Source organism: Enterobacter sp. FB (genome assembly GCF_000805795.1).
Taxonomy (GTDB): Bacteria; Pseudomonadota; Gammaproteobacteria; order Enterobacterales; family Enterobacteriaceae; genus Enterobacter; species Enterobacter roggenkampii.
Window position 1 is genome coordinate 2,354,502 of sequence record NZ_JSZC01000013.1, and the last position, 18,945, is coordinate 2,373,446.

Consider the following 18,945-nt stretch of genomic DNA (forward strand, 5'->3'; position numbering starts at 1 on the left):
TTATGGTGACGAATCGTCAGCGCTACCGTGAAAAAGTCTCCCAGATGGTCAGCTGGGGGCACTGGTTTGCCCTGTTCAACATTCTGCTGGCGACGGTCATTGGCTGTCGTTATCTGTTTGTCGCAGACTGGCCAACAACGCTCACCGGGCGTATCTACTCCTGGATAAGCGTTGTCGGTCACTTTAGCTTTTTGGTTTTCGCCACCTATCTGCTGATCCTGTTCCCCCTGACGTTTATCGTCATGTCGCAGCGTCTGATGCGATTCTTGTCCGCCATCCTTGCGACGGTGGGAATGACGCTGCTGCTTATCGACAGTGAAGTGTTCACCCGCTTCCACCTGCATCTCAACCCCATCGTCTGGGAGCTGGTGATTAACCCCGACCAGAACGAAACGGCCCGCGACTGGCAGCTGATGTTTATCAGCGTCCCGGTGATCCTGTTGATTGAGATGCTGTTTGCCACCTGGAGCTGGCAAAAACTGCGTAGCCTGACCCGCCGACGCCACTACGCGAAGCCCGTCGCCGCGCTCTTCTTCGTCTCCTTTATCAGTTCGCACATCATGTATATCTGGGCGGATGCGAACTTCTATCGTCCTATTACCATGCAGCGCGCGAACCTGCCGCTCTCGTACCCGATGACGGCCCGTCGCTTCCTCGAGAAACATGGCCTGCTTGATGCGCAGGAGTACCAGCGCCGCCTTATCGAGCAGGGTAACCCAGAAGCCGTCAGCGTGCAGTATCCGCTGAGCGACCTGCGCTATCGCGATATGGGCCGCGGGCAAAACGTCCTGCTCATCACCGTCGACGGCCTGAACTATTCCCGTTATGAGAAGCAGATGCCAGCCCTGGCCAATTTCGCGAGTCAAAACGTCACGTTTACTCAGCACATGAGCTCCGGTAACACAACCGACGCGGGCATCTTTGGCCTCTTCTATGGCATTTCAGCCGGATACATGGACGGCGTACTCTCTACCCGCACGCCTGCGGCGCTGATCACCGGGCTGAATCAGCAGGGCTATCAGTTAGGGTTGTTCTCATCCGATGGCTTTAACAGCCCGCTCTACCGCCAGGCGCTGCTGTCTGATTTCTCACTGCCGGCGGCACAGAATCAGTCCGATGCGCAGACCGCCAGCCAATGGATAAACTGGCTGCAGCGCTATGCCCAGGAAGATAACCGCTGGTTCTCATGGGTTGCCTTTAACGGCACAACGCTTGCTAACAGCAACAAGAGTGATTTCGCGCGCCGCTACGGCCGCGCGGCGGGTGATGTTGATGCGCAGATTGCCCGCGTGCTTGACGCGCTACGTGAGTCCGGCAAGCTGGACAACACCGTGGTGATCGTGACGGCAGGCCATGGCGTCCCGTTAGGTGACGAGACGAAGAGCATGAGCTGGTCACGCCCTAACCTGCAGGTTCCGCTGGTCATCCACTGGCCGGGCACCCCGGCGCAGCGCATCACTATGCTTACCGAGCATAAAGATGTGATGACCACCCTGATGCAACGCCTGCTGCACGTCAGCACGCCAGCAAACGAGTATTCGCAGGGCCAGGATCTCTTCAGCGCCGCGCGCCGCCATAACTGGGTTACGGCAGCAGGGAATAATACGCTGGTGGTGACCACGCCGAAGCTGACGCTGGTGCTGAACAGCAACGGGAATTATCAGACGTATAACCTGCAGGGTGAGCGGCTAAAAGACCAGAAACCGCAGCTGAGCCTGCTGCTGCAGGTCCTGACGGATGAGAAGCGTTTTGTCGCTAACTGATTAATAATAAACCAGTTAGCGACGGATTTCCTTGCATTCAAAACGGAATCGAGTAGTATTCTTTCTATGCGTCGGCACGTAGCGCAGCCTGGTAGCGCACCGTCATGGGGTGTCGGGGGTCGGAGGTTCAAATCCTCTCGTGCCGACCAAAAACACATTGAAAACCAGCCTCTTATGGCTGGTTTTTTATTTCGCCTCGTCCGGCGTTTTGCGCAGGTACACAAGCGTTACCAGACAAATCACCGCCCCGGCATAAAACGTATATTCCGCCCCAAACGTTTCCCAGATGGCTCCTGCCCCCAGGCTGGCGACTAACAATCCCACGCCGCTGACCAGACTAAAAATGCCGTAGGCGGTACCGCGCAGATCCGCAGGCGCCGTTTTTGCGATCATTGCCGCCAGCAGCCCCTGCGTCATCCCCATATGCACTCCCCAAAGCGCAACGCCCAGAAGCATTCCAGCCCAGTGGGTGCTCAGCGCCAGCACAATATCTGCTCCAATCAGCATCACCAGACCCCACTGCAGTAGCCGGGTGTGGCTCATCCGGTCCGATAACTTGCCAAACGGATAGGCAGAGAGGAAATAGAGCAGATTCATGGCCACCATCACCAGCGGGATCAGCGCCAGCGGCACCCCCGACTGCTGTGCGCGCAGGACAAGAAAGGCTTCACTGAAGCGTGCGAGCGTGAAGATGGCCCCCAGACCAATCACCCACCAGCAGCCTTTCCCGAGACGCCTGAGGTTCTCTTTTTTGATGGGGTTCGTGCGTTTATGTTCGACGGGCGTTTTCGGCTCATGCAGGCCGAAGAAAAGCAGCGCCACGGCGAGCACGCCGGGTATCACCGCGATCCAGAAAATCGTGCGGAAATCATCGTTCCACAGCAGCATCAATCCTACGGCCAGCAGCGGCCCGAGAAATGCGCCGATGGTGTCCATCGACTGACGCAGCCCAAAGGCCGCGCCGCGAAGTTCCGGCGGCGTAACGTCAGCAACCAGCGCATCGCGCGGCGCTCCCCGGATCCCCTTCCCGACCCGGTCGATTAAGCGTGCTCCCAGAATCATGCCGGAAGAAGAGGCGATAGCGAACAACGGTTTACTCAACGCGCCAAGACCGTAGCCCAGAACCGCCAGCCCTTTACGCTTGCCCAGATAGTCACTGATGGCGCCGGAAAACACCTTGATAAACAGCGCAGTGGCCTCAGCCAGGCCTTCAATCAAACCAATGAAAATGACGCTGGCGCCCAGCGTCGTGACCATAAACAATGGCAGCAGGCTGTGAATGATCTCCGAAGAGATATCCATCAACATACTTACTCCACCGACCACCCAGACACCTTTTGGGATCTGGCGGAGCGTGGCAAACCGGGATTGCATTAAGCCTCTCCTGCTTTCTGTAAACAAAGGTGCTCTCAACAGAATATCCTGGAAAGGCGAATAAAAATTATCAGGCATAAAAAAAGCCACCCCGCAGGATGGCTCAGTTATCGCAAATCGGTGCTTAGTGCTTCTCACGTCCGCCCAGGAAAAAAATACCCAGCGGTATAGCCAGCAGAACGGTGAATACCAGACTGTAGACAAAGATCATCGCCGACTGCAGGACGTACATGCTGGTTGTCCAGGCAGAGAGAGGAATGTTGTACTGTTCGATGACGCCAACAATCGTGGCACGCCCCACGCACGCGGCAGCAATCATAAACACGACCAGCAGCGCCAGGAGGAACTTGCGGCCTTCAGGCGTTTTCAGTTTTGCACGAACCATCTCTCTTCCCTTTTACAGATGAATAACATTATATAGAGTCTAAAATAACACAAACGCCTGTCAGACTCCACGCCAGTACAAACAACTGCATAAATAACAAATAGCTGGTTTATTACGCTGTATATATTGAAAATGTAAGTAAATAACACCAATCATTCACGGTCGCTATGTTAACCTGTGCAAGATCGTTTTGACATAAAGGAATGACAATGAAAAACGCACCTAAATTTGCCATCGCACTCATCGCAGCCGCGTGTGTCAGCACCAGCGCTTTCGCCAGCGAAACACCTAAAGCGCAGCCGCTGGAAAAAGTCGCCCCGTATCCGAAAGCGGATAAAGGGATGACGCGTCAGGTGATTCAGCTTCCGGTTCAGCAGGATGAAGCGAACTACAAAGTGGAGCTGTTAATTGGCAAGACGCTGGAAGTGGACTGCAACCAGCATCGTCTGGGTGGTCAGCTGGAAAGCAAAACGCTGGAAGGCTGGGGTTACGACTACTACGTCTTTGATAAAGTCACCTCTCCAGTCTCCACCATGATGGCCTGCCCGGATGGCAAGAAAGAGAAGAAATTTGTGACCGCCTATCTGGGCGACAACAGCCTGCTGCGCTACAACAGCAAGTTGCCGATCGTGGTTTATACGCCTGAAAATGTGGAAGTGAAGTATCGCGTGTGGAAGGCTGAAGAGAAGATTGAGCAGGCTGTCGTACGTTGAAATTAAGTCGGGTGGCGGCTTCGCCTTACCCGACCTACAAAACAACACCGACCATAGGCCGGGTAGGCGTCAGCGCCACCCGGCTTTTTTACCTTACAGCGCGATATCCGCAACCGGTTTGTTTTCCGGCTGAGGCTTCAGCTCCGCTTTTGGCGCAGCATCCGCAGCCTGCGGTTTGATGTACTGCAGCTGCAGTACGCGGCTGGTGTATTCCAGCTCCTGCTCCGTCGCGCTCACGTTACCGTTCAGCTTCGTGCCGTAGGATGGAATAATGGTCTTCAGCTTCGCCTGCCATTCCGGACTGGCGACTTTATCTTTAAACACTTTTTCCATCAGGTGCAGCATGATTGGCGCAGCGGTAGACGCACCCGGTGACGCACCCAGCAGCGCGGCGATGGTGCCGTCCTTATCGCTCACCACTTCGGTGCCCAGACGCAGCACGCCACCCTCTTTCGGATCGCGCTTGATGATCTGCACGCGCTGACCCGCCTGCCACAGACGCCAGTCTTCTTTCTTCGCCTCAGGATAGTACTCTTTCAGCGCTTCGAAACGGTCGTCGTCAGAGAGCATCACCTGGCTAATCAGGTATTTCACCAGATCGAAGTTATCCAGCCCCACATCCATCATCGGCTTGACGTTAGAGGTGGTGGTTGCGCTCAGCAGATCCCACAGGGAGCCGTTTTTCAGGAATTTAGTGGAGAAGGTCGCGAACGGGCCAAACAGCACCACGCGTTTGCCGTCAAGCATGCGGGTATCGATGTGCGGAACAGACATTGGCGGCGCGCCCACGGAAGCCTGACCGTACACTTTTGCCAGATGACGATTCACCACTTCCGGGTTATCGGACACCAGGAACTGACCGCCCACCGGGAAGCCCGCGTAGTCGTCCGCCTCCGGAATGCCGGACTCCTGCAGCAGTTTCAGCGCGGCACCGCCCGCACCGATAAAGACAAACTTCGCCTTGATGACGTGCTCGGCTTCGTTGTTTTTCAGATCGGCAACGGTCACGCTCCAGCTGTTATCCGCGTTGCGCTTGAAACCGCGCACTTCGGTGCTGAGCTGCAGGTTGAAGTTCTCTTTTTTCTTCAGTGACGTCACCAGCTGACGGGTAATTTCACCGTAGTTGACGTCGGTACCAATTTCGGTACGGGTCGCCGCCACTTTCTGGTTCGGGTCACGACCTTCCATGACCAGCGGAGCCCACTCTTTAATCTGCGCGTGGTCTTCAGAGTATTTCATCCCGCGGAACAGCGTGCTCTGCTGCAGTGCGGCGTAGCGCGCGCGCAGGAAGTTGACGTTCTGCTCGCCCCACACAAAGCTCATGTGCGGTACGGTGTTGATGAAAGAGTGCGGGTCGTGCAATACGCCGCTGTTGACCTGGTGAGACCAGAACTGGCGAGATACCTGGAACGCCTCGTTGATCTCTACCGCCTTCTCGATACTAATGGAACCGTCCTTTTTCTGCGGCGTATAGTTCAGTTCCATGAGTGCCGAATGGCCGGTACCGGCGTTGTTCCAGCCGTTCGAACTCTCCTGCGCCACGCCATCAAGGCGCTCGACCATGGTCATTGACCAGTCCGGCTGCAGTTCTTGCAGATAGGTTCCCAGCGTGGCGCTCATGATACCGCCACCGATTAAAAGGACGTCCGTTTCCTGCTCTTTTGGTGCGTCAGCTTTCGCCGCCATGGAGACGGTGTTAAGCCCCACGACCAGAGAAAAGAGCATGGCAGTCATTTTTTTCATAATTTATGCCTTCGTGTAAAAGTGCTTGATGCGTGGAAATTGCAGGTGAAACAAGCTGCGGGGGCACGGTAACAACTTTTAAATATTGTTTAAAGGTTACGAAATTATTGTAATTGTGAAATTTAATGATGGATTGTTTGTGAGGAATTATCGAAGCGTCTGGTAAAGCGCGGTTTAACTGGCTAGTATGTTGCGTTTTGTGATCGCGCGCACGGAAGCCTGCCCTAACCAGCGAAACGTTATGTCCCTACCCCATTCTGCTGTCTCTCCCGAAAACCGTGTCGCCAGCGTGCTGCGTTCCCCTAAGCAGCTGACGCGTGAAACGCTGGCTGGCGTGATTACCGCCCTGGCGCTGATCCCCGAGGTCATCTCATTTTCCGTTGTGGCGGGCGTTGACCCGAAGGTCAGCCTGATCGCTTCCGTGGTGCTGTGTCTTGCCCTGTCTGTACTGGGCGGTCGCCCGGCGATGGTCACGGCCGCGGCCGGTTCCGTGGCGCTGGTTATTGGGCCCATGGTGCATCAGCACGGCGTACAGTACATTCTTCCCGCCGTGCTCATGGCTGGCGTAATTCAGATTCTGTTTGGCGTGCTGGGCATGGCAAGGCTGATGCGCTTTATTCCCCAGTCGGTCATGACCGGGTTTGTTAACGCCCTCGGCATTTTGATCTTCTTAGCTCAGGTTCCGCATTTCTGGAGCCGAAGCCCGCTGATTGTAGGCCTGTTCGTGCTGACGGTGCTGATCGTGCTGTGGGTGCCGCGCTATATCAAAAGCATCCCTTCCCCGCTGATTGCGATTGTGCTGTTAACCTTGTTTACCGTTTCAACCGGGCAAAACCTGCCGACCGTGGGCGATGAAGGCGCCATGAGCGGCGGCTTGCCGGGTCTTAGCGAACTTCTGGTCCCCCTCAATTTACAGACGCTGAGCATAATCTGGCCGTGCGCGTTGAGCATCGCGTTTGTCGGCCTGCTGGAATCTCTGCTGACCGCAAAGCTGGTGGATGAGCTGACCGCGACGCCGTCAAGTAAACGCCGCGAAAGCATTGGATTAGGCGTCGGCAATATCCTGGCCGGATTTTACGGTGGTATTGCGGGCTGCGCGATGATCGGACAAACCATCGTTAACGTGGAGATGGGGAAAGGCCGAAGCCGCATTTCAACCTTCGCTGCGGGCATCGTGCTGCTGATCCTGGTGACGGCGCTCAGCGACGTGATGGCCAACATCCCGATGGCGGTGCTGGCGGGCATTATGGCCATCGTCGCCGTTAAAACCTTCAGCTGGCACAGCCTTCAGCCGGCCAGGCTGAAAACGGCCCCGATTGCAGAAACGGTCGTCATGCTGGTGACCGTTGCCGCCACGGTATCAACCGGCAATCTGGCGATTGGCGTGCTGGGCGGGATTATCGTCATGGTGCTGCTTCCCGCCCGCATTAAGCGTCGGCTTAAAGCAGAAAAATCGTCGCCAGCCCAAGAAAAATAAAGAAACCGCCGGTATCGGTGATGGCGGTGATCATCACGCTCGACCCCACCGCGGGGTCGCGCCCCAGTTTGGTCATGGTCAACGGGATAATAACGCCCATCATCGATGCCACGAGCAGATTCAGCACCATCGCCAGCATCATCACACCGCCTAGCGCCATATCGTCATACAGCCACCAGGTGATGCCGCCCATAATGCCGCCCCACACCAGGCCGTTGATCAGCGCCACGCCCATCTCTCTGAAGATCAGAAAGGCGAAGTTGCCGGGCTGAATATTTTCCAGCGCCAGCGCGCGGACGATCATGGTAATGGTCTGGTTTCCGGTGTTGCCGCCAATCCCGGCCACAATCGGCATCAGCGAGGCCAGCGCCACCAGCTGCGAAATGGTGTGTTCAAAGCCGTCAATCACGCGGGAGGCGATGAACGCGGTACAGAGGTTAATGGCCAGCCACGCCCAGCGCGTTTTCACCGCCTTGCCGACGGAAGCATGGACGTCATCTTCCGCGCTGATCCCCCCCAGCGCACGCAGATCGTTATCGGTTTCTTCATAAACGACGTCAAGGATCTCGTCGATGGTCAGACGCCCCATCAGTTTGCCGACGGAGTCCACGACGGCGGCACTCACCAGGTCATCACGTTCGAAGGTACGCGCCGCTTTTTCCGCATCGTCCTCCGGGGAGAAGACCATCGGCTCGTTTTCCATCACCTCGCTCACCTTCCGCTGGGTGCTGTTGAGCAGGATGGTTTTCAGCTCCAGTTCGCCGAGGAGGGTTTTATCCCGGGAGGTGACAAACAGCTTATCGGTGTTATCCGGCATTTTGCCCAGGCGGCGCAAATAGCGCTGCACGGTGCCGAGCGTCACGTCCGGGCGCACCGTGATAACGCCGAACTCCATAATCGCGCCGACGCTGTTTTTCTCGTAATGCATCACCTGACGCACGCGCGCGCGTTCATCGGCAGGCAGTGACGCCAGCAGGCGGCCGGTCAGGTTTCGCGGCAGGTGTTGAACCAGGTAAATCTGTTCGTCGATATCCAGCGTTTGCAGGGCGTCGAGGATGTCCCGATCGCTCATCTCGTCGATCAGGTCGTCCCAGACGTTTTCCGAGGCCTCAAGCAGCACCTGTCCGCGCTCGTGATCCTGCACCAGCCGCCACAGGGCGTGACGCTCTTCCGAGGGAAGCGCTTCCAGGGTGTCCGCCAGATCCGGCGGCGGGAGATGAGCAACCAGCGCACCTACCTCAGCAATATCGTCGGCTAACGTGCCGACATCATATTGCTCAGCCAGGGTCAGTTTGCCTAATAGCGTAGACGTGACCGCTTTATCGGTCGTGAGAAGCCAGATCAGTCGCGCACGTTCCTGGTCACGCTGCCTGGCGCTGTTTTTCTTTAATACCGACATCAATCATAAATCCATGAAATAAGTTGGTATTAAGCATAGCGCGAGGATATGTAAATAAGAATAAACAACGGGCCGGGAAGGAGAAAAAAGCGGCATATCGTGCAAATCATCGTGCCCGGCGGCGCTACGCTTGCACGGGCCTACAAAATCCCAGGCCGGGTAAGGCGAAGCCGCCACCCGGCACACGGGCATCAGGCCGTGCGCGCCACCGCGTCACGCGAGGCCGCATCGCGCGCTTCACCGGTCAGCTCGCTCAGCCTGCCGTCGCGCATCTCCAGCAAGCGGTCAGCGTGAATAAAGTAATGATCGTCGTGGCTGATGGCGAAAATGGTTTTGCCCATCTCCTGCATCAGCGGCAGCAGCACCTGATAAAACTCGCGGCGGAAGTGCGGGTCCTGATCCGCCGCCCACTCGTCGAGCAGAATGATGTCACGCTCTTCCGCCAGCGCCAGCAGCAGCGCCACGCGTTTTTTCTGCCCTTTGGAGAGTTTGAGGTTAAGGATCTTGCCGTCCTGAAGTTCCAGCTTGTGCGACATCTGCAGGTGCGCCAGCCATTTTTCCACCAGCGCAGGATTGGCCTGCTGCCCTTCCGGCCCCAGCAGCCGATCAAACAGCCAGACGTCGGTGAACACCGCTGAGAAAAGCTTGCGGTAATCCTCGGGCTTCTCCGCGCTCAGCGCTCTGCCATCCAGTAAAATCTCGCCCGACTGAGGCTGGTAAAGGCCAGTGAGCAGCATCGCCAGCGTCGATTTACCGCTGCCGTTGCCGCCAATCAGGAACAGCAGCTCGCCGCGACGGATCGTCAGATTGAGCGGCCCCACGGAGAAGGCGCTGTCCTGATAACGGAACGTGACGTTACGCAGCTCGAGCGTCTGCCAGTTCGGGAAGGCCTGCGGGCGCGGGAATTCGGCCTTAAACGGCGCGAGATCGAATTTTTTGAGTTTATTAAAGGCCACCTGCGCACTCAGCAAGGTGGGCAATGCGCCGACCGCCGAGAGCAGCGGCGTGCGCAAAAACAGCAGCGTCAGTGAGTAGGTTGCCGCGACGTTGGTATCCGCCCAGCCCAGGCTGTTCGCCATCCAGAACACCAGGCCAATGGCGCCCAGCATCATAATGTTTGACCAGTTCACCGCGCTCAGGTGGAAGGTATCGGCGCGAATGATGTGATGCCGGTATTCGCGCGCGTCCGGAATATAGAGATGGTTAAAGATATACTCGGCGCGCTCGCGGTTCAGGGTGAGCTCTTTGCGACCTTCCAGTACCGTCTGGTAATCGTTATAGAGCTTATCTTCGGTTTCGCGCAGGACCGCCATGTGTTTATAAACGCGGGACACCAGCACAAAACCGCCCCAGATGGTGATGGCAATCCACAGCGCAGTCACCGCCAGCATTTTGCTGGAGAGCCAGGCGAGATAGGCCGCCGAGCCGAAGGTCAGAATGATCCCCTGCACCAGCTCCGGCAGACGAACGAACGCGATAGTAATGGCGCGAACGTCGCTGGTCAGCCCCGCCAGCAGGGAGGCGCTGCCGAGCTGCTCGACGCGCTCGACCTGAGTGTCCAGGATGCGCTTGATAAACTCGCTGCGCAAACGAAAAACGAAATGGTGCCCGAGCGCGGTCAGCGCCAGCTGGGAACCGAGCGTAACCGCCATCAACAGAAGCAGCAGGCCGAGAAACTCCGGCAATACGGAGAGCGAAGTGTCGACCATTTCAATCAACCGCACGTTAATAAACGCGATCAGGCCAATACCCAGCGCGGCGCTGGCCAGGCTTAACGCCATGACGGCGACGAAGGGCCAGCGGTACTGACGCCAGACGAGGAGAAGTAGTTGCATGCAGGCAATCCGGACAATAAAAATCAGCCAGCAGTGTAAACTGCCCTGCGCGGACATCAAGAATAATTCTTATTTTAGTTTACTGTACCCCGCCTGACGGAAGGTCAGATTAAAGCGGTACTCGCCCGTGAGGGGGTGAACGCCGGGTTTCAGCGGCTGAATGCCGTGATAGTAAAGCCGCGATTCCCTGCCCCACACCACCACATCGCCATGTTCCAGCATGATACGTTTGAGCGGATCGTTGCGGCGTAATCCCCCAAACTGAAAGACGGCGGGCAGGCCTAACGATACCGAAACGATAGGCGCGCGCAGATCGGGCTCATCCTTGTCCTGATGCAGCGAGAGCTTCGCACCGACAGCGTAGCGGTTGATCAGACAGGCGTCAGGACGGAAGTCAGGATAATCCGCCGCCACGGCAGCCTCGTGACAAAGTGCCTGGAAAACCGCAGGCATGGGAGGCCACGGCCGACCTGTCGTGGGATCGTTCGGAGCATACACATACCCACGTTCGTTTGTCGCCCAGCCCAGTTCGCCGCAGTTGGTCATGGCCACCGACATGGTGTAGCCGCCCGGCGTCACCATATGGCGAAACGGTGAAGCCGCTGTGACCTCTTCAATACCGGCAAGCAACGCCTCCGCACGGGAGAGAGCAAAGCGACGCAGGATCGCTGCCCCCGGCGCAAGCGGCTCCTGCCAGGGTTCAGCATCCGCAAAAAGATCGAGCATTATCCCTCCCGGCGTTTCGCCTCACGTTTTAGCAATAGCGCTTTTCGCGCCGCCCCCCAGCGATAGCCCGACAGCGCGCCGTCGTTGCGAACCACGCGATGACAGGGGATCACAATCGCCAGCGTGTTGGCCGCACAGGCTCCGGCGACGGCGCGTACCGCACTGGGCTGACCAATCGCCTGCGCCACCTGTTGGTAACTTGCCGTTTCACCGCAGGGAATTGCGCGAAGGGCCTGCCAGACGCGCTGCTGGAACGCGGTACCGCGAATATCCAGCGGCAGCGCAAGCGGTACGTCGCGGTTATCAATACTGGCAATGACCTGGTGGATCCGCTGTACGAAGGCGTCGTCCCGCGGCGCGTGCGTCGCTTTTGGAAATTGCGTGGCAAGCTCTGCGGTTAATTCAGCATCGGTGTCACCCAGCAGAATCGCGCAGATCCCCCGCTCGCTTTCGGCGACCAGACAGCGTCCTAACGAACAGTCATCGATGGCATACCGAACGGCCACCTCTCCTTTACGGTACTGCTTCGCCGTCATGCCCAACGCATCGTTGGCTTTACGATAATAGCTGCTGCTGTCGGGAAATCCCGCTGCCAGCACGGCATCGGTAATTTTGTCTCCCTGCGCAAGCGCGGTGCGCAGACGCTGACCCCTCGCCGCCTGCTGCCAGGCTTTTGGCGTCATGCCGGTCACGGATTTAAACAGGCGGTGGAAATGGAAAGGACTCATGGCAACCTGCTCCGCCAGCCTCTCCAGAGTTAGCGCAGGATCCTGCTCCAGAAGCCGGCAGGCGTGTTCCACTTTTGCCAGCTTTTGCGCCTGCGGATCGCGCTTGTCCGGCATGCAGCGCTTGCACGGACGAAAGCCCGCCTGAGCGGCGTGCCGGGCATCGGGATAAAAGCGGACATTTTTACGCAGCGCGTGGCGGGCGCGGCATGACGGACGGCAGAAAATACCGGTCGTCTGCACGGCGAAGACAAACTGATCGTCAGCGATCGGATCGCGGGCCAGCACGGCCTGCCAGCGATCCTCATCGGTAGTGAAGGTTGGGTTTTTCATGATCGGCTCCTCGTATAAGCATACATAGAGCGTGCCTGAGCGCCACCGATAAAAAACCCGCAACCTTGCTTTTTAATTTTTGTCGCTGACCAGGAAACTGTTGAACTGCGGCGAGCTCCAGGTTTTAAACCCGTCGCCCTCTTTGGTGATCATATAAACCGCCAGCCCTTCCTGACGGACCACCTCTTTGGCTTTCTCAGGGCCAAGAACCATTAATCCGGTATCCCAGGCATCCGCTTCGAGCGCGGTGGGGGCAATGACCGTCACCGAGACCAGGTTATGCGTGATGGGGCGGCCGGTCTGCGGATCAATCACGTGCGAAATACGCTTCCCGTCAAGCTCATAATAGTTGCGATAGCTTCCGGAAGTGCTGATGCCATGTCCGTTGATATCCACTATCGCCTGCACGGCATTTTGCCGATCCGTCGGTTTTTGAATCGCCACGCGCCACGGTTTATCGCTGGCGTTCATGCCCCGACTGACCAACGCGCCGCCCACGGAGACCAGATAACGGGAAATCCCCTCCTGCGCCATCAGTGCAGCAAGATGATCCGCCGCGTAGCCTTCCCCGACCGTCGACAGATCGACAAACAGATCGGGGATATCTTTTTGCAGGTACTGCTGCCCGTACTGGTTGATGACGGTCAGATGCTGTAGCCCGGTCCGGGCGCGGGCGTCATCAATGGCCGCCTGTTCGGGCGTCTTCACCGGCTGTTTATTCGGGCCAAATCCCCAGAGGTTCACCAGAGGACCGACGGTGACATCCATCGCCCCGTTGGTTTTATAACCTACGCGCATTGCCTCGGTCACGATATCGGCCATCGCCTCGCTCACCGGCCACAGAGAGGTGCTGGTTGAGAGGTTAAAGCGCATCAGCGCCGAGTCATTTTTATAGGTCGACAGCAGCTGATCGTCGGCGTCCAGCTGTGCCTGGATTTTGCCGCGAAGCTCATCCGTGCGCGTTTTATCGAGGTTCATCACGCTGACGCGCCAGAAGGTGCCCATCGTTTTGCCTTCGAGCACCGTCGCGGCAGGTGCGTCGGTTTTCGCCACGGGCGCGGGATCGTTACACGCGGTCAGGAAAAAAAGCATAGCCAGAAAGCTGGCGCGTAAAAAAGTCATGTCCATTCATTATTATCCTCATGCCAGGGCGGCAAGAGTACACCAAAACGGGTGAGTTGTGAGAATCAGAAAGGCACAAAAAAGGGGCCATCAGGCCCCTTACGTCACACGATGGCGCGATTAGAACTGGTAAACCAGGCCCAGCGCGACGATATCGTCAGTACCGATACCCGCCTGACGGGTGAATTCATTTTCATCAACCAGGTTGATTTTGTAATCCACGTAGGTGGACATGTTTTTGTTGAAGTAGTAAGTCGCACCCACATCAACATATTTCAGCAGATCCTGATCGCCGAAGTTTTCGATGTCTTTGCCTTTAGACTGCAGGTAAGCCACGGATGGACGCAGGCCGAAGTCGAACTGGTACTGAGCAACCACTTCGAAGTTCTGCGCTTTGTTAGCAAAGCCGTAAGCGGTAGTTGGGTTGCTGCCGTTAGAGGTACCAAAACGGGTTGCGTTGTAGGTCTGAGAGTACTGTGCTGCCAGATAGATGTTGTTGGCATCGTACTTCAGGCCACCAGAATAGACTTCTGCGTGATCCCCTTTACCGTATACGCCCAGTGCGTTCTGATCGGCGGTACGTTTGGAGGAGGACATCGCACCACCCACGCTGAAACCTTCGCCCAGGTTATAGGTCACGGATGCACCGTAGCCATCGCCGTTCTGGTTCAGCAGGCTGCGACCGTCGGTGTTTTCACCGCTTACGCTGCCGTTTTTGCCCTGATACTGCAGAGCAAAGTTCAGGCCATCAACCAGACCAAAGAAGTCCTGGTTACGGTAGGTTGCCACGCCGTTAGCACGAGACTGGAGGAAGTTGTCGGCACCATAGGTGTCTCCACCGAATTCAGGCAGAACGTCGGTCCAGGAGGTCACGTCGTAAATCACGCCGTAGTTACGACCGTAATCGAATGAACCTGCTTCCGCGAACTTCAGACCTGCAAAGGCCACACGAGTCCAGGACTGGTTGTCGCCTTCGTCTTTGTTACCCTGAATCTGGTATTCCCACTGGCCATAACCGGTCAGCTGATCGTTAACCTGAGTTTCACCTTTGAAGCCAAGACGCATGTAGGTCTTGTCGCCGTCGTTACCCTTGTCGTCAGAGAAATAATGCAGACCATCGACTTTGCCGTACAGATCTAATTTGTTGCCATCTTTGTTATAAATTTCGGCCGCATTTGCTGCGCCTGCCACCAGGAGTGCTGGTACCAGGAGGGACAGTACTTTAACTTTCATTTTATTAACCCTCTGTTATATGCCTTATAATTGCCACTGCTTACTGGTTAACCCTCATTAACCAGTCGGCAATTTCATTCTCCGCAAAATTACAGAATAATCCAATGCGAATATGATACGAAAACTTTGAAGATGTTTCATTTGTCCATCAAGATGTTTCAAAATGTAAATATCAAGGAACTTTTACAAAGCACAAATAGCTTATAAATTTAGCACTTATAATCAAAAGAAAAATCATACACATAGTAATCAATAAGTTATAATAAAAATCGTTACAGCACTGAATGACAAAACAAGATCGCGGCTAATCTCTAAAATATCTCTCGCTATCATCATTAACTTTATTTATTACCGTCATTCAGTTTTGAATGTCTGTTTATCCCTAATTGAGCCGGATGCTTCGCATTCGGTTTTTTTTTACCTTTCTTTACGCAACGCCTCATTTTTTGTGCTACCGCACCGAAATTGTAACGACTATTAACTAAATTCTCCCCGGCGATCGTTCGCTAACACACACTTGATGTAAAACTTAATTTCTTGTTAATTCGTGCTATTTGCTGGCCAGGCGCACTTTTTATTTGTACGCGCAGGACGAGTTTGTACATGTTTACCGCGCCACCCGCCGCCGGTATTGTCCGTTGAAAAAGTCGCCTGTTCCCGGACGGTGGCGCTGGAAATTCAGTTATTACCCTTTATACTGCCCTATCGCCACAGAGCATGACCATGACGGGTTAAAGATATCAATGAGTCAGACTGAAACCACCGCCCCGAGCAAATTCTCCCTCCTCCCCGGGAGCATCACCCGTTTCTTTCTTCTTTTGATCGTTGTGCTGTTAGTGACCATGGGGGTGATGGTACAAAGCGCGGTTAACGCCTGGCTGAAGGATAAGAGCTATCAGGTCGTCGATATCACCCACGCCGTGCATAAGCGCATCGATACCTGGCGCTACGCCACCTGGCAGATTTACGACAATATTGCGGCCGCCCCGGCCTCCTCATCCGGAGATGGACTTCAGGAGACGCGGCTTAAGCAGGATGTCTATTACCTCGAAAAACCGCAGCGTAAGACTGAGGCGCTCATTTTTGGCTCTCACGACAGCGCAACGCTCGAGATGACACAGCGTATTTCGACCTATCTGGATACTCTCTGGGGGGCCGAAACGGTGCCGTGGTCGATGTACTATCTGAACGGTCAGGACAACAGCATGATCCTGATCTCAACCCTGCCGTTAAAAGATCTCTCTTCCGGGTTTAAAGAGACTACCGTGGGCAGCATCGTCGACTCCCGCCGGGCAGAGATGCTGCAGCAGGCGAATGCCCTTGATGAACGTGAGAGCTTCTCTTCCCTGCGTCGTCTGGCCTGGCAAAACGGTCATTATTTTACTCTGCGCACCACCTTCAACCAGCCAGGACATCTGGCGACGGTTGTGGCCTTCGATTTACCGATTAACGATTTAATCCCGCCGGACATGCCGCTCGACAGCTTCCGTCTGGAGCCCGACAACAGCACCCAGAACATGCGTGCGGCTTCTGACAAAGAGGCCGCAGAGAGCGTCTCGATCTCCTTTAACGGCTCAAAAATCGAAATCGCCTCATCCCTGAACTCGACCGGTATGCGTCTGGTGTGGCAGGTGCCGTTTGGCACGCTGCTGCTCGATACCCTGCAAAATATCCTGCTGCCTCTGCTGCTGAATATCGGTCTGCTGGCGCTGGCGCTGTTTGGCTACAGCACCTTCCGTTTCCAGCCGGGGCGTCAGAGCGACGCCTCTGCGGTCCCGGCAGGCACCAGCAATGAACTGCGCGTGTTACGTGCGCTAAATGAAGAGATTATTTCCGTGCTGCCGCTTGGGGTCTTAGTTCACGATCAGGAAGCGAATCGTACGGTAATGAGCAATAAAATTGCCGACCATCTGCTGCCGCATCTTAACCTGCAGAACATCACCACCATGGCGGATCAGCACCAGGGGGTGATCCAGGCCACCATCAACAATGAGCTGTACGAGATCCGTCAGTTCCGCAGCCAGGTCGCCTCCCGCACGCAAATTTTCATCATTCGCGATCAGGATCGCGAGGTGCTGGTGAATAAAAAGCTCAAGCAGGCACAAAGACTGTATGAGAAAAACCAGCAGGGGCGCGCCGCATTTATGCAGAACATTGGCGATGCCTTCAAGCAGCCGTTAAAAACGCTGGCGACCCAGGCGGCGGCGTTAAATACGTCAGAAAGCCACCAGCTTGCCTGTCAGGCCGACTCGCTGGTCAGAATGGTTGACGAGATCCAGCTGGCGAACATGCTGGAGAATGATTTCTGGAAAGGAACACCCACCCTCTTCTCTATTCAGGACCTGATCGATGAAGTGGTTCCGGAAGTCCTGCCCGTGATTAAGCGTAAAGGGTTGCAGCTGCTGATCAATAACAATCTTCCGGCAAATGACGAGCGCCACGGCGATCGTGAAGCGCTGCGCCGCATACTGTTGATGATTATTCAGTACGCGGTGACGACCACGCAGATCGGCAAGATCACCCTCGAAGTCAGTACGGAGGAATCGGCAGAAGACCGCCTGACGTTCCGCATCCTCGACACCGGGGAAGGCGTCACCACGAGTGAAATTGATAATCTCCACTTCCCGTTCCTGAACGACACGCAAAGCGATCGCTACGGCAAGGCCAATGCCCTCACCTTCTGGCTGTGCGATCAGCTGGCGCGCAAGCTCGGCGGCCATCTGAATATCAAAGCCCGTGAATCCCTCGGCACCCGCTATTCTCTGCACGTGAAAATGGCGGCCAACCCGCAGGAAGAAGATGAAGAACGTCTGCTGGATGATGTCGTGGTGATGGTCGATGTGACCTCGAACGAGATCCGCAATATTGTCGTTCGTCAGTTAGAAAACTGGGGAGCGGCCTGCATCACGCCGGATGAAAGACTTGCAAGTCAAGAATTTGATCTGTTTTTAACTGATAATCCGTCTAATCTTACTGCCTCCGGCTTGCTTTTAAGCGATGATGAGTCAGGCGTGCGGAAAATCGGCCCTGGCCAGCTGCGCGTCAACTTTAATATAAGCAATGCGATGCAGGAAGCTGTACTACAACTAATAGAAGAGCAGCTGGCGCAGGAAGAGATAGCGGAATCCCCGCTTGGCGGTAATGAAAATGCCGAGCTTCACGCCAGCGGATACTATTCACTCTTTGTTGATACAGTACCAGATGATGTTAAGCGGTTGTATACTGAGTCCGCTGCGAATGATTTTGCAGCGCTGGCACAGACAGCACACCGGCTTAAAGGGGTGTTTGCCATGCTTAATCTGGTTCCCGGCAAGCAGTTATGTGAAACGCTGGAACATCTAATTCGTGAGAAAGATGCCTCTGGCATTGAAAAATACATCAGCGACATTGACGCCTACGTCAAAAGCTTGCTGTAGCAAGGTAGCCTTATACATGAACAATATGAACGTAATTATTGCCGATGACCATCCGATTGTACTGTTCGGTATTCGCAAATCACTTGAACAGATCGAGTGGGTGAATGTAGTCGGTGAATTTGAAGACTCTACAGCACTGATCAATAACCTCCCAAAGCTTGATGCACACGTGCTCATTACCGATCTCTCCATGCCCGGAGACAAATACGGTGATGGGATCACGCTCATCAAATATATTAAACGTCACTTCCCGGATATCTCGATCATTGTTCTGACCATGAACAACAACCCGGCGATCCTGAGCGCGGTACTGGATCTGGATATCGAAGGGATTGTGCTGAAACAGGGCGCACCGACCGATCTGCCTAAAGCGCTTGCGGCGCTGCAGAAAGGCAAGAAGTTCACGCCTGAAAGCGTTTCTCGTCTGCTGGAAAAAATCAGCGCGGGTGGCTACGGTGACAAACGTCTGTCGCCGAAAGAGAGTGAAGTTCTGCGCCTGTTCGCAGAAGGTTTCCTGGTGACCGAGATTGCCAAGAAGCTGAACCGCAGTATTAAAACCATCAGCAGCCAGAAGAAATCAGCGATGATGAAGCTGGGTGTGGACAACGATATTGCTCTGCTGAACTATCTCTCCTCCGTCACGCTGAGTGCAACTGACAAAGATTGATCTCCGCTGTCTATGCCGGGTGGCGCTCACGCTT

At 55.4% G+C, this 18,945-nt stretch carries 14 protein-coding genes and 1 tRNA gene; 6 read left to right on the plus strand and 9 right to left on the minus strand.

Features of this window, described 5'->3' with window-relative positions; translation table 11 throughout:
• Nucleotides 1–2 precede the first annotated feature (2 nt).
• Together yejM and PI91_RS18255 are read left to right on the plus strand one after the other, a co-directional pair.
• Nucleotides 3–1,763 (plus strand): LPS biosynthesis-modulating metalloenzyme YejM, encoded by a 1,761-nt coding sequence (gene yejM / locus PI91_RS18250; RefSeq protein WP_023294051.1) that lies wholly within the window; start codon nt 3–5, stop codon nt 1,761–1,763.
• Between the two features lie 72 nt (nt 1,764–1,835).
• Nucleotides 1,836–1,912: transfer RNA gene (locus PI91_RS18255), tRNA-Pro, on the plus strand.
• A 37-nt stretch (nt 1,913–1,949) separates the two neighbouring features.
• On the opposite strand, the gene PI91_RS18260 is transcribed toward PI91_RS18255, so the two are convergent.
• Nucleotides 1,950–3,137: an MFS transporter gene (locus PI91_RS18260; protein ID WP_023294093.1), complete on the minus strand. Its 1,188-nt coding sequence runs from the start codon at nt 3,135–3,137 to the stop codon at nt 1,950–1,952.
• A gap of 124 nt (nt 3,138–3,261) precedes the next feature.
• Nucleotides 3,262–3,522, minus strand: a complete 261-nt coding sequence (locus PI91_RS18265; RefSeq protein ID WP_008500962.1) for a DUF2534 family protein — start codon at nt 3,520–3,522, stop codon at nt 3,262–3,264.
• A gap of 209 nt (nt 3,523–3,731) precedes the next feature.
• On the opposite strand from PI91_RS18265, the gene eco reads away from it, so the two are divergent.
• The gene (eco, locus tag PI91_RS18270) at nt 3,732–4,235 is read left to right on the plus strand and encodes a serine protease inhibitor ecotin (RefSeq protein WP_032652775.1); all 504 of its coding nucleotides are present in this window, start codon (nt 3,732–3,734) and stop codon (nt 4,233–4,235) included.
• A gap of 93 nt (nt 4,236–4,328) precedes the next feature.
• On the opposite strand, the gene mqo is transcribed toward eco, so the two are convergent.
• Nucleotides 4,329–5,978 carry a malate dehydrogenase (quinone) gene (mqo, locus tag PI91_RS18275; protein WP_039266770.1) on the minus strand — a complete coding sequence of 550 codons (1,650 nt, stop codon included), beginning with the start codon at nt 5,976–5,978 and terminating at the stop codon, nt 4,329–4,331.
• 187 nt (nt 5,979–6,165) lie between these two features.
• Between mqo and PI91_RS18280 the strand changes: the two genes are divergently transcribed.
• Nucleotides 6,166–7,455 (plus strand): SulP family inorganic anion transporter, encoded by a 1,290-nt coding sequence (locus tag PI91_RS18280; RefSeq protein ID WP_052232740.1) that lies wholly within the window; start codon nt 6,166–6,168, stop codon nt 7,453–7,455.
• On the opposite strand, the gene mgtE is transcribed toward PI91_RS18280, so the two are convergent.
• From mgtE to PI91_RS18310, 6 genes are all read right to left on the minus strand, one after another.
• Nucleotides 7,418–8,854 carry a magnesium transporter gene (mgtE, locus tag PI91_RS18285; RefSeq protein WP_039266771.1) on the minus strand — a complete coding sequence of 479 codons (1,437 nt, stop codon included), beginning with the start codon at nt 8,852–8,854 and terminating at the stop codon, nt 7,418–7,420. The two genes, PI91_RS18280 and mgtE, sit on opposite strands and share 38 nt — an antisense overlap.
• Nucleotides 8,855–9,045: 191 nt before the next feature.
• Nucleotides 9,046–10,689, minus strand: coding sequence for a multidrug ABC transporter permease/ATP-binding protein (locus PI91_RS18290; RefSeq protein ID WP_039266955.1), 1,644 nt, complete (start codon nt 10,687–10,689; stop codon nt 9,046–9,048).
• Between the two features lie 69 nt (nt 10,690–10,758).
• Nucleotides 10,759–11,415, minus strand: a complete 657-nt coding sequence (gene alkB, locus PI91_RS18295; protein WP_032675219.1) for a DNA oxidative demethylase AlkB — start codon at nt 11,413–11,415, stop codon at nt 10,759–10,761.
• On the minus strand, nt 11,415–12,473 hold the full coding sequence (gene ada, locus PI91_RS18300; protein ID WP_039266772.1) for a bifunctional DNA-binding transcriptional regulator/O6-methylguanine-DNA methyltransferase Ada: 1,059 nt from the start codon (nt 12,471–12,473) through the stop codon (nt 11,415–11,417). The genes alkB and ada overlap by 1 nt, the downstream gene beginning before the upstream one ends.
• Nucleotides 12,474–12,545: 72 nt before the next feature.
• Nucleotides 12,546–13,601 carry an FAD:protein FMN transferase ApbE gene (apbE, locus tag PI91_RS18305; RefSeq protein WP_008500243.1) on the minus strand — a complete coding sequence of 352 codons (1,056 nt, stop codon included), beginning with the start codon at nt 13,599–13,601 and terminating at the stop codon, nt 12,546–12,548.
• A 114-nt stretch (nt 13,602–13,715) separates the two neighbouring features.
• Nucleotides 13,716–14,828 carry a porin OmpC gene (locus PI91_RS18310; RefSeq protein ID WP_008500242.1) on the minus strand — a complete coding sequence of 371 codons (1,113 nt, stop codon included), beginning with the start codon at nt 14,826–14,828 and terminating at the stop codon, nt 13,716–13,718.
• Between the two features lie 743 nt (nt 14,829–15,571).
• On the opposite strand from PI91_RS18310, the gene rcsD reads away from it, so the two are divergent.
• Together rcsD and rcsB are read left to right on the plus strand one after the other, a co-directional pair.
• Entirely contained in the window at nt 15,572–18,244 is a 2,673-nt protein-coding gene (gene rcsD, locus PI91_RS18315) for a phosphotransferase RcsD (RefSeq protein ID WP_021241536.1), read from the plus strand.
• A 16-nt stretch (nt 18,245–18,260) separates the two neighbouring features.
• Nucleotides 18,261–18,911: a response regulator transcription factor RcsB gene (rcsB, locus tag PI91_RS18320; RefSeq protein ID WP_003859405.1), complete on the plus strand. Its 651-nt coding sequence runs from the start codon at nt 18,261–18,263 to the stop codon at nt 18,909–18,911.
• Nucleotides 18,912–18,945: the final 34 nt, after the last annotated feature.